At 46.8% G+C, this 11,735-nt stretch carries 8 protein-coding genes; 7 read left to right on the top strand and 1 reads right to left on the bottom strand.

All coding sequences use genetic code 11. The annotated features are described in order from the left end of the window. Window positions 1-15 precede the first annotated feature (15 nt). From carB to ACE4RR_RS02195, 6 genes are read left to right on the top strand one after another with little or no spacing between them, the layout of a single operon-like run. Entirely contained in the window at window positions 16-3,243 is a 3,228-nt protein-coding gene (carB, locus tag ACE4RR_RS02220) for a carbamoyl-phosphate synthase large subunit (protein ID WP_375533760.1), read from the top strand. A gap of 11 nt (window positions 3,244-3,254) precedes the next feature. Continuing rightward, window positions 3,255-4,016, top strand: coding sequence for a dihydroorotate dehydrogenase electron transfer subunit (locus ACE4RR_RS02215; RefSeq protein ID WP_375533921.1), 762 nt, complete (start codon window positions 3,255-3,257; stop codon window positions 4,014-4,016). Beyond that, window positions 4,013-4,927 (top strand): dihydroorotate dehydrogenase, encoded by a 915-nt coding sequence (locus ACE4RR_RS02210; RefSeq protein WP_375533759.1) that lies wholly within the window; start codon window positions 4,013-4,015, stop codon window positions 4,925-4,927. Before ACE4RR_RS02215 ends, ACE4RR_RS02210 begins: the two co-directional genes overlap by 4 nt. Then, window positions 4,927-5,634 carry an orotidine-5'-phosphate decarboxylase gene (gene pyrF, locus ACE4RR_RS02205; protein WP_375533758.1) on the top strand — a complete coding sequence of 236 codons (708 nt, stop codon included), beginning with the start codon at window positions 4,927-4,929 and terminating at the stop codon, window positions 5,632-5,634. Before ACE4RR_RS02210 ends, pyrF begins: the two co-directional genes overlap by 1 nt. Continuing rightward, window positions 5,631-6,275 (top strand): orotate phosphoribosyltransferase, encoded by a 645-nt coding sequence (pyrE, locus tag ACE4RR_RS02200; RefSeq protein ID WP_375533757.1) that lies wholly within the window; start codon window positions 5,631-5,633, stop codon window positions 6,273-6,275. Before pyrF ends, pyrE begins: the two co-directional genes overlap by 4 nt. A 24-nt stretch (window positions 6,276-6,299) precedes the next feature. Beyond that, complete coding sequence (locus ACE4RR_RS02195; RefSeq protein ID WP_375533756.1) at window positions 6,300-6,956, top strand: class I SAM-dependent methyltransferase; 657 nt, start codon at window positions 6,300-6,302, stop codon at window positions 6,954-6,956. 295 nt (window positions 6,957-7,251) lie between these two features. Here the strand turns inward: ACE4RR_RS02195 and ACE4RR_RS02190 are convergent, their stop codons facing one another. Further along, complete coding sequence (locus tag ACE4RR_RS02190; RefSeq protein ID WP_375533755.1) at window positions 7,252-8,970, bottom strand: Rqc2 family fibronectin-binding protein; 1,719 nt, start codon at window positions 8,968-8,970, stop codon at window positions 7,252-7,254. A gap of 33 nt (window positions 8,971-9,003) precedes the next feature. On the opposite strand from ACE4RR_RS02190, the gene ACE4RR_RS02185 reads away from it, so the two are divergent. Continuing rightward, complete coding sequence (locus ACE4RR_RS02185; protein ID WP_375533754.1) at window positions 9,004-11,688, top strand: calcium-translocating P-type ATPase, PMCA-type; 2,685 nt, start codon at window positions 9,004-9,006, stop codon at window positions 11,686-11,688. Window positions 11,689-11,735: the final 47 nt, after the last annotated feature.

The following is an 11,735-nucleotide window of genomic DNA, read 5'->3' as shown; positions in this document are numbered from 1 at the left end:
AAGGAGAGAGACAAGATGCCAAAACGTACGGATATTAATAAGATTCTAGTTATCGGTTCAGGCCCTATTGTAATCGGACAGGCAGCCGAATTTGATTATGCCGGAACGCAGGCCTGCCAGGCTTTGAAAGAGGAAGGCTATGAAGTTATTCTCGTCAACTCCAACCCCGCTACGATTATGACTGACACTAATATTGCAGATAAAGTCTACATGGAGCCGATTACCTTTGATTTTGTCACGAGGGTTATCCGTAAGGAAAGACCAGACGCACTACTGCCGACGCTCGGGGGGCAGACGGGGCTGAATATGGCAATGGAGCTTCACCGCGAAGGAATGCTTGAACGATATAATCTTGAACTGCTCGGCACAGAACTTTCTGCGATTGAACAGGCAGAGGACCGCGAGGCCTTCCGTTCACTAATGCATGAATTAAAAGAACCGGTGCCGGACAGTGAAATTGTTCATACGCTCTCTGAAGCGGTGGATTTTGTAGAAAGAATTGGGTATCCGGTTATTATCCGTCCCGCCTATACTCTTGGGGGAACAGGAGGGGGTATTGCATATAACGATGAGGATCTCGAGGAGATTGTCGGTTCTGGTCTGAAGTACAGCCCGGTAACACAATGTCTGATAGAAAAAAGTATCGCCGGCTTCAAAGAAGTTGAATATGAAGTCATGCGGGACGCAGCCGGCCAGGCGATCGTTGTCTGTAACATGGAAAATATTGATCCGGTCGGCATTCATACAGGAGATTCGATCGTGACCGCTCCGAGTCAGACACTGTCTGACCGTGAATATCAAATGCTGAGGCATTCTTCTTTAAAAATCATTCGCGCACTCGAAATAGAAGGCGGCTGTAATGTTCAGTTTGCGCTCTCTCCAGACAGCTTCCAATATTACATTATTGAGGTCAACCCGCGCGTCAGCCGTTCATCTGCACTGGCTTCAAAGGCAACAGGCTATCCAATTGCAAAGCTTGCAGCCAAAATTGCCGCCGGATATCACCTCGATGAATTAAAAAATCCAATTACCGGAACAACCTATGCAAGCTTTGAGCCGGCACTCGATTACGTCGTCACAAAAATTCCCCGCTGGCCATTTGATAAATTTGAAGCAGCAAATCGCAGACTCGGTACACAGATGAAAGCAACGGGTGAAGTAATGGCGATCGGCCGAACCTTTGAAGAATCACTGCTGAAAGGGATCAGATCGTTGGAGCTCGGCGCTTTTCACCTTCACGAACCCTTCACAGCTGAACTGACGGAGGAGGAAATTTCTGAGAAGCTTGAAAAAGCAGAAGACGACCGGTTATTCGTTGTAGGTGAAGCACTTCAGCGCGGCTGGACTGTGGAAGACATTCATGAGCATACAAAAATTGATTATTTTTTCCTGAACAAAATGTCCGCCATCATCCGTTTAACCCAGGATACAGCAGCTCAGGCCGGAAATGTGGATGTGCTTGCAGAAGCAAAAATCCATGGCATCGCTGATGCAGCCATTGCCAGGCTCTGGGGATGGGAAGAAAAAGAAATTTATAAATTGCGGATGCAGGAAAACATTCAGCCTGTTTATAAAATGGTAGACACGTGCGCTGCAGAATTTGAATCGATTACTCCTTATTACTATTCTTCATATGAAGAGGAAAATGAAAGTGAAAAAACGGTTAAAGCCTCTGTTCTTGTGCTTGGATCCGGGCCGATCCGTATCGGCCAGGGGGTTGAATTCGACTACGCGACCACGCATACTGTCTGGGCTCTTCAGGAACAGGGCTATGAAGCCATTATTATAAATAACAATCCTGAAACCGTCTCAACGGACTTTAGTGTGTCAGATAAATTATACTTTGAACCGCTTACCACAGAAGATGTTATGCATGTTATTGAGGTGGAGAAACCAGAAGGAGTTATTGTTCAATTTGGAGGCCAGACGGCCATCAACCTGGCTGACAGCCTTGCTGAGCAGGGAGTACGTATTCTCGGCACTTCTCTTGAGGATATGGACAGAGCGGAGGACCGGGACAAGTTTGAACAGACTCTGCAGCAGCTCGGTATTCCTCAGCCCCTTGGTAAAACAGCCTTTTCTTCGGAGGACGCAGTCGGCATCGCAGCTGATATCGGCTACCCGGTGCTTGTCCGGCCTTCTTATGTACTAGGCGGACGGGCAATGGAAATCGTAGATAACGAAACCGAACTGCTTTCATATATGGAACGGGCAGTAAAAATAAACCGCAAGCATCCCGTTCTGATAGACAGATATATGATCGGAAAAGAAATTGAAGTAGACGCGGTCTCAGATGGTGAAACAGTTTTCATTCCAGGTATTATGGAGCATATTGAACGTGCCGGAGTCCATTCCGGAGATTCAATCGCTGTGTATCCTCCACAGACTTTATCAAATGCTATAAAGGAAAAGCTGTCCGAACGGACAATAGCGATTGGAAAAGGCCTCGGCATAAAAGGGTTGTTAAATATCCAATTTGTCATTCATGAGGACGAAGTTTACGTACTCGAAGTAAATCCGCGCTCCAGCCGGACCGTTCCTTTCTTAAGTAAAATTACAGGGGTCCCGATCGCTGCGGTTGCGACAAAAGTGATGACAGGAACGAGCTTAAAAGAGCAGAACTATCATGACGGCCTGCTGGAAGAAAAGCAGGAAGTGTCAGTGAAAGTGCCGGTCTTCTCTTTTGCGAAACTGCGCCGTGTGGATATTACTCTCGGACCTGAGATGAAATCTACAGGTGAAGTAATGGGAAGAGATGTGTCTCTGGAAAAAGCACTATATAAAGGCTTGATTGCTTCTGGAATGAAAATTCCAGACCATGGCTCCGTCCTGTTTACTCTCTCCGATAAGACTAAAGAAGAAGCACTTATGCTTGCGCGCAGATTTAATCAGATAGGTTATGATCTGCTGGCAACGGAGGGAACGGCAGCATTTCTCCGGAAGCACAGCATTCCAGTTACATCCGTTAATAAAATTGGTGATACATCTCCGAATCTGCTTGATGTGATCCGTGAAGGAAAAGCCCAGTTTATTATTAACACTCTCACTAAAGGAAAGCAGCCGGCACGAGACGGATTTCGAATCCGCCGCGAGGCAGTCGAAAATGAAATTGTATGTCTAACATCGATTGATACCGCGGATGCCTTATTAAAAGTTCTGGAAATGATTACGTTCTCAGCAGATTCCATGCCGCAGATGGCACAGCGTCAGGCTGTCCAAGGTAAAAAAGGAGTGATTGTGTGAGAAAAGAGGACATGACCGTCATCTCCAACCGCCCGATCGCGAAAAATATCTTTGAAATGACTCTGCAGGGTGGGTTGGTAGAAGAAATCTCACGACCGGGACAGTTTTTGCATATAAAGCCCTCCTACAGTCTCGTCCCGCTTTTGCGGCGTCCGATCAGCATCAGCAGCGTCGATTACAAAAAGAAGGAGCTTGTGATTGTTTATCGTGCAGAAGGAGAAGGGACCAGGCTTTTGTCCAAATTCCGAGGAGAAGAACTGATTGATGTCATCGGTCCGCTCGGTAATGGTTTTCCTACAGAAGAAGCGCTGTCAGGAGAAGAGGCACTTATTGTTGGCGGCGGAGTCGGTGTTCCTCCGCTATATGATTTAGCGAAGCAGCTGAGATCGCAGGGACTCAAAGTTACAACAGTTCTCGGATTTGCAGATGCAGATACCGTATTTTATGAATCCCACTTTCGTGAATTTGGTCCAGTTTATGTGAGTACGGTTGATGGCAGTGTCGGAACAAAAGGCTTTGTAACAGATATTATTTCAGAAAAAAAGCTGACCTTTGACCGCTTATATGCCTGCGGTCCAACGCCGATGCTGCGTGCTTTAGAAGGAGCTTATCCAAACGCCAAAGGCAGCGTATCGCTCGAGGAACGAATGGGCTGCGGCATCGGCGCTTGTTTTGCGTGTGTCTGTCATACACAGGCAGACCCGGAAGGCAGCGAGTATCGAAAAGTGTGCTGTGATGGCCCGGTATTTCCTTGGGGGGAGGTTGTCGTATGAGCAGACTAGAAATTAAACTTCCCGGTCTTTCAATGAAGAATCCAATTATGCCGGCTTCCGGCTGCTTCGGCTTTGGACGAGAATTTGCAGAGGTGTATGATTTAAGCCAGCTCGGTGCGATAGCTGTAAAAGCTACTACAAGAGAGCCCCGGTTTGGAAATGCAACGCCGAGGGTCGCGGAAACAGCAGCAGGGATGCTGAATGCGATTGGCCTTCAGAATCCGGGTCTTGGCAGAGTAATTCAGAGCGAGCTGCCTTTTTTACAGCCTTTTGGAGTCCCATTGTTAGCGAATATTGCAGGTTCGACGATGGAAGATTACGAAGAGGTTGCAGAGCAGCTGTCGAACACAGGCATAGTCGGAGCACTTGAGCTCAATATTTCTTGTCCAAATGTAAAAGTGGGCGGGATTGCTTTTGGAACAGATCCGGTGCTTGCTGCTGAATTAACGAGCAGAGTCAAGCAAAAATCATCTGTGCCTGTTTATGTAAAACTTTCCCCTAATGTTACAGATATCACCGAAATCGCAGCTGCTGTGGAAGAAGCCGGCGCCGACGGTCTCTCAATGATCAATACTCTATCTGGTATGCGGATTGACACGAAAACCGGCCGTCCCGTACTTGCAAATGAAATGGGTGGTTTGTCCGGACCCGCTGTAAAACCGGTCGCGATTCGAATGATTCACCAGGTCCGTCAGCAGACAGCTCTGCCGATTATTGGCATGGGGGGAATCATGACGGTAGATGACATTATTGAATTTTTATTAGCTGGGGCAGACGCTGTAGCAGTTGGGACCGCCAATTTTGCCAATCCTTATATCTGCCCGGAACTGATTGAAGGGCTTGAAAAATGGATGGAACAACAAGGGCTCGAATCAATCTCAGAACTTCAAAAACGGACGGTGAATACGTAATGAAGCAGCCGCTCATCATTGCGCTTGATTTTTCCACCAGGGAGAAAGCAAGTGATTTCCTAAAGCATTTTCAAGACTCTCCATTGTTTATTAAGGTTGGTATGGAGTTATTTTACAAAGAAGGACCGTCGTTCGTAAAAGAAATGAAACTAGCAGGCATGAAAATTTTTCTCGATCTTAAGCTGCATGACATTCCGCATACTGTTTATCGGGCTGCCCGGCAGCTTGCCGAGTTAGAAATAGACCTTTTGACAGTCCATGCCGCCGGAGGCAGGGAAATGATGGAGCAAGCCTGCCGCGGGGCGGAAGAAGGCACACCTGAAGGGAGAAAGCGGCCATTAATTGCGGCTGTGACCCAGCTTACAAGCACAGACGATGCCATGCTCCGCGATGAACTTCTCCTTTATTCGAGCATGGAAGAGACAGTATTGCATTATGCAAAAAATGCGAAGCAGGCAGGGCTTGACGGCGTTATCTGCTCTGCTTTTGAGGTGCCGCGATTAAAAGAGGAATGTGGGGAATCTTTTTTGGCTGTCACGCCGGGAATCCGGGCAAAAGGCGACGCCGCAGGTGATCAAAAGAGAGTGGCAACCCCGTCACTGGCGCGGCAGCTTGGCAGTGATGCGATTGTTGTCGGACGCAGCATTACAGCAGCCGCTGACCCGGCCCAAGCCTATCAATCAATGAACGGAGAGTGGAAAAAATGAGTGCTGAAAAAGAGTTTGCAGAAAAGCTTCTAGAAATTAATGCGGTAAGCCTGCGTCCTGATGATCCTTTTACATGGTCCTCTGGTATAAAATCACCTATTTATTGTGACAACAGGCTTACTCTATCCTATCCAGCACTTCGGAGTAAAATTGCCGACGGATTGACAGCACTTGTAAAAAGGGAGTTCCCTGAAGCTGAGGTGCTTGCCGGCACTGCTACAGCAGGCATCCCGCATGCCGCTCTCACTGCTGACCGTCTGGAACTTCCCATGCTTTATGTGCGTGGTTCTTCGAAATCTCACGGGAAAGGAAATCAGATTGAAGGAGAGCTTGCACCAGGAGCAAAGGTTGTCATTATTGAAGATCTTATATCTACTGGTAAAAGCGTCCTGCAAGTGAAAGATGCCCTCGAAAAAGCACACGCTGAGGTGCTCGGTGTTGCTGCCATTTTTACATACGGCTTAAAAAAAGGAACGGAGCAGCTCCAGAAAGCCAATCTTTCAGCTTACACTCTGACAGATTATGATAATCTTCTTACTGTGGCAGTGGAACAAAGCAGTATTCTCCCGGAGCAGGCAGAGCGGCTGAAACAGTGGAAGGAAAATCCGGAAAGCAGTGGCTGGCAGAAGCAGGTGCGGTAATTTCTCCAGAAACGAGGGCATACGATGCGCAAAATGACTGGAGAAGAATTCTCCTCTAAAACTGAGTTTTTTGATAGGATGGTACGTACTTGCTGGCTTTCGGAACTTCATGAAAAGCTGATGGATAAATCAGGAGACTGGAGAGGGAAAAAAGTTCTTGATATTGGCTGCGGGACGGGGAGGCTTCTGTTTCGGGGCAGCAGAGATGCAGTGCTGCTAGCTGGAATCGATTTATCGCCTGCCATGATCACTAAGGCCGAAATGCTTACCCCGGCTGCTCGAAAAAATCAATATTCGTTTAAAGTCGCAGACGCCTATGAACTCCCATATAAAGAGAATGAATTTGATCTCTCATTATCCACGTGTGTAATTTTTTTACTTCCTGATCCGAGGAAGGCGTTATTGGAAATGGCCCGTGTGACTAAAGAAGGCGGGAAAAGCTGTCTGCTTAATCCAGGGATTGCGATGGATCCGGCTGCGGCAGCTCACTATGCTTCCCGTCAGCATTTTAATGATGAAGAGAAAAGTTTTCTGGAAGCGTGGGCAGACGTTTCTCCGCGTCGTCATCGATTTGAGGAAGCTGCCTTTAGCAGGCTGCTCTTCGATATAGGAGCAGAAGAAGTAGAGCAGGAACGAGCGCTTGATGGGCTCGCTTTATTGACAACAATTATATGGCAATAGAAATGAAGTTGTCCCCAAAATCTCTCTGGAAAAATCGGACCGCGGACCTGGCGCGGACAGGAGATCCATCAAGTACGCTATTTGCGTAAATGATGGAGAAATTGGCTCTCATTTTGGCTATTAACGGAACTCATGTCCGGCAAAGCTTGGTGGTTCATCCTGCGCAGTCTCACTTATATTTTAGAACGATCAATCGAATCATTGGAAAAAACAAAAGTAAAAATTCGGCTTGTCCCCATTTTGCCCCTGGTGACAAGCCGAATTTTCTTACATTGTGTTTTGTCAAAGCCTCATCTTAATCAGTCTTTCTTAGACGGAGTACGAGATCTTCATCCGGTGTAACAAACACAGTAGACTGGTGGTCATACGTAACGAAGCCTGGTTTTGCACCGCTTGGCTTGTGCACATGCTTGATTATCGTGTAATCAACCGGAACAGATGCTGAATATTTTGCTTTTGAGTAAAACGCAGCAATGTTTGCTGCCTCAAGCAGTGTTTGTTCTCCAAAATTATCGCTCCTTATGACAACGTGAGACCCCGGAATATCTTTTGTATGCAGCCAAGTATCTCCTTGGTGGGCGATTCGATTGGTCACATACTCGTTTTGCTTATTGTTTTTTCCGACCAGTACCTCAATCCCTTCGCTTGAGGTAAACTTCTCGGGCTGAGGCCGGGAAGATTTTTTCTTCTTTTTATTATTTTTCTGAATCCGCTTTTTGATATACCCCTGCTCCGAAAGCTCTTCGCGAATATCTTCAATATCTGAGGGAGCAGCCGATTCAATCTGCTGAATCAGCTGATCCAGATAGTCCATTTCTTTATTCGTTTCTCGAATTTGCTTAGCTGTCATCTGCAGCGACGTCTTTGCTTTGTTATATTTACGAAAATAATTTTGAGCGTTCTCGGAAGGAGATTTTTCGGGATTCAGCGGTATTGTCAGCTGCGCTCCGTTCTCCTCATAGTAATCCAGCACTTCTATATGCTTTTCCCCTCCCCGGAGCAGGTGCATGTTAGCCGTCAGCAGCTCGCCGAACTTTTGAGATTGGAGTGCTTTTTCAGACTTCTTGATAGTCTGGTCGAGTTTTTTGAGCTTTTTTTTATTTTTCTGCCACTCGTTGCGAAGCATACGTTCCAGGTCATGGGCCTGTTGTTTTACGCGGTCGCGCTCTGCCTTGCCAGAATGAAACCTTTCGAGGAGCTCACTTATAGTATCAAAATAGCGTGGTTTACCTTGAAGATATGTAAGCTCTACGACGGAATAATATTCTTTACCATTCACATCTATCATCTGCGGACGGTAATGATGAGAGCGGATGTCCTCCATGACATCTGTGAAAGAAGACGCGGCTTTCCTGCTGTCACCCAATCCGGCCCGGTGGACAATTTCAGAAGCAATCAGAGGGGAGATTCCAGTAAAGGCATCGACCATCTGTTTTGCAAGCTTGCCTTGATTAAAATCTAATTTTCGCAGAACCTCGTCTTCGTCTGAGGTTAATGGATCAGCCTTATGCTGGGCAGGCGGCGCCGTGTACTCCCTGCCGGGCAGGACTGTACGATGCCGGTTGACCGACGGCGGCAGGTGCTTAATTGCATCGAGTATTAATCCACTTTGCTTTTCAACCAAGAGAACATTGCTGTGTTTTCCCATGATTTCAAAGATCAATTGCTTTTCCGAACGGTCGCCGAGCTCATTTCTTCCTTCAATTTCAAAAGTGACAACGCGTTCCATTCCCTGCTGATTAATTGCCCGGATAAATCCACCTTCCAGATGCTTTCGAAGCATCATACAAAACATTGGAGGATCCGCTGGGTTTTCAGTTTTTTTATCAGTAAGATGCATCCGTGAGAAGCTCGGATTCACGGAGATCAGCAATTGAAAATTTTTACGGTTTGCCCGAACAGTGATGAATAGATCACTCTTATAAGGCTGTTTTATTTTTGTAATTCTACCGTTGATTAAATTGTTCGATAATTCATGTACAACGGATCGGGTAACTATACCATCAAATGACATGGGTTGCATCCATCCTTTCCACCCAAGTATAGCATGAAACCCGGCTTGTCTGAATATGATGTGAGGACACGTACAAGCTTGGGGAGGGCGAAAACGATGAAATGGCATAACCAATCAATAGAGGAGCTTGAGCGCCTGCTGGATGTCCGCACAGAGCATGGGCTTGATGAAAAACAAGCTGCAATGCGCCTTCGTAAAACAGGAAGAAATGTCCTGGAAGAAAATAAGAAAATACCGGCGTGGCTGTTATTTCTTCACCAGTTTCGGGATACCATGATTTTAATATTACTGGGGGCCACGATTGTTTCGGCTGCTCTGGGTGAATATGCCGACGCTGTTACTATTATTGTCATTGTAATGCTAAACGGTATTCTCGGCTTTGTTCAAGAACAGAAAGCAGAGAAGTCTTTAGATGCGTTAAAGGAGCTGGCTGCCCCCTCCATGACGGTCAAACGAAGCGGACATTGGAAAACAATCGCTTCTTCAGAGGCAGTCCCTGGTGACGTAGTCCGACTCAGCGGCGGGGACAAAATCAGCGCCGACATGAGGTTAATAGAAGTACAGGGGCTCGTAGTAGAAGAGTCTTCTTTAACAGGGGAATCATATCCTGTCACAAAATCACCAGCCCCAATACGTGACGAAGAACTGGCGATTGCGGATAAACAAAATATGGCGTTTGCCGGAACGCTTGTAGTGAAAGGCAATGCCATTGGATTGATAGTGGCTACCGGTATGAAAACAGAAATGGGCAAGATCGCTCATCTTCTCGGCACGGCTTCAAAATCTGAAACTCCATTGCAGCGCAGGCTGTCAAGACTTGGGAATACATTAATTACGGCAGCTCTTTTGTTAACGGCACTTGTCGTGGTTCTCGGCATACTGCAGGGAGAACCAATGTATAAGATGGTGCTTGCTGGTGTTTCACTGGCTGTTGCAGCAATACCAGAAGGGCTCCCCGCTATAGTAACTGTCGTTCTGGCACTTGGAGTGCAAAGGATGATAAAACGTAAAGCAATTGTCCGCGAGCTTCCTGCAGTAGAAACGCTTGGCTGCGCGACTGTTATTTGTTCCGACAAAACCGGAACTCTTACCCAGAATAAAATGAAAGTAACATCCTTATGGAGCTGGAATAAACCGAATCAAAAAGTAAATCATTCAAGGCTTCTTACGTACGGACTTATCTGCAATGAGGCCGCAATTACAGCGGCGGCAGAAAACCATTATGTGAGCGGGGACCCCACTGAAATGGCGTTAATTGAAGCAGCTGCAGCCAGCGATATTTCAGCAGAAAAAGTATTTAAAAATTACAAGGTTATTAAGCAATTCCCATTTGATTCTGTCCGGAAAAGAATGTCAGTGCTTGTCCGCTTAGAAAACGGCGAGCTCCAGCTGATAACCAAAGGTGCTCCAGATGTGCTGCTTCAGCTTGCAGACAGAATAGATGCAAAAGGTATTGCAGAACAGTTGACGGTAAATAAAAAAAGAGATTGGGAAAAGAAAGTGCAGTCGATGGCTGGTAAGGCTCTGCGTACGATAGCGGTGGCATACCGCCCAGTTTCGGAAAAAGAGCTCTCGGCGGAACTTACCAAGCTTGAGCGTGGATTGATTCTCGCAGGTGTCCAGGGAATGATCGATCCACCGCGTGCGGAAGCGATGGAAGCCGTGAAAGAGTGCCGGAAAGCAGGCATAAAAACGATTATGATTACTGGAGATCATAAGGATACGGCGGCAGCGATTGCGAAAGAAACTGGTATTCTTCCAAAGCATGGACTGACTATTACCGGACTACAATGGAAACAGGCTTCCCAGCGTGAAAAGCAGGAGCTGATGAAACGTGCCTACGTTTTTGCGAGAGTCAGTCCGGAGGATAAGCTCGAGATTGTAAATGTGCTGAAAAGCCAGGGCCACATAGTTGCGATGACTGGTGACGGAGTGAATGATGCTCCTGCACTGAAAGCGGCTGATATTGGCATTGCAATGGGACGATCCGGCACAGATGTAGCTAAAGAAGCATCATCGCTAATCCTGGGGGATGACAACTTTTCAACGATCCGTTCAGCAATTAAAGAAGGCCGCAATATCTATGAAAATATTCGAAAATTTATCCGCTATATGCTCGCTTCAAACGTTGGAGAAATACTAGTCATGCTTTTTGCTGTTATTCTTGGGCTTCCTCTGCCGCTTGTTGCTATTCAGATTCTTTGGATCAACTTAATTACCGACGGCCTCCCAGCCCTTGCTCTCGGCTTGGACCAGCCGGAGCGCGATGTAATGAAGCGGCCGCCCCGGCCCCCTGCAGAAAGTGTATTTGCAAGAGGGCTTGGCTGGAAAATTATCAGCCGCGGGTTCGTCATCGGTATTGTCACGCTCGTCGGGTTTATGACCGCTCTTCACGAACAGCCGGATGATTTAATCCGGGCTCAGACCATTGCTTTTGCCACACTCGTGATGGCCCAGTTGATTCACGTTTTCGATTGCCGGGCAGAGCGGAGTATTTTTGACAGACGGCCATTCGAAAATAAATATTTAGCTGTTGCAGTGCTTTCGTCATTGATTTTACTTCTTATCGTTGTGTATGTTCCTGCTCTGCAGCCAATTTTTCATACGACAGCACTCACCATGAAGGAATGGTTACTCATTTGCGGATTGGCCGCCATCCCTACATTTGCGATGGCAGGAGGAGTATTTTTAAAAAAATCTCATGAAAATCAATTGTAAAGCACCTATCCGCCCTGATTCAGGGCGTTTTCTATTTTCAATTCTTG

The organism is Alteribacillus sp. HJP-4, from assembly GCF_042139015.1.
Lineage (GTDB): Bacteria > Bacillota > Bacilli > Bacillales > Marinococcaceae > JBHIKY01.
Note: the sequence above shows the minus strand (reverse complement) of the source record. Positions and strands in the feature narration are given on the sequence as shown.

What these genes read in the sequence shown, in the direction of transcription:
- pyrE (WP_375533757.1), top strand. Translation starts at nt 5,631, where the DNA reads ATGAGTGCTGAAAAAGAGTTTGCAGAAAAGCTTCTAGAAATTAATGCG.
- ACE4RR_RS02185 (WP_375533754.1), top strand. Translation starts at nt 9,004, where the DNA reads ATGAAACCCGGCTTGTCTGAATATGATGTGAGGACACGTACAAGCTTG.
- ACE4RR_RS02195 (WP_375533756.1), top strand. Translation starts at nt 6,300, where the DNA reads ATGCGCAAAATGACTGGAGAAGAATTCTCCTCTAAAACTGAGTTTTTT.
- pyrF (WP_375533758.1), top strand. Translation starts at nt 4,927, where the DNA reads ATGAAGCAGCCGCTCATCATTGCGCTTGATTTTTCCACCAGGGAGAAA.
- ACE4RR_RS02210 (WP_375533759.1), top strand. Translation starts at nt 4,013, where the DNA reads ATGAGCAGACTAGAAATTAAACTTCCCGGTCTTTCAATGAAGAATCCA.
- ACE4RR_RS02215 (WP_375533921.1), top strand. Translation starts at nt 3,255, where the DNA reads ATGACCGTCATCTCCAACCGCCCGATCGCGAAAAATATCTTTGAAATG.
- ACE4RR_RS02190 (WP_375533755.1), bottom strand. Translation starts at nt 8,970, where the DNA reads ATGTCATTTGATGGTATAGTTACCCGATCCGTTGTACATGAATTATCG.
- carB (WP_375533760.1), top strand. Translation starts at nt 16, where the DNA reads ATGCCAAAACGTACGGATATTAATAAGATTCTAGTTATCGGTTCAGGC.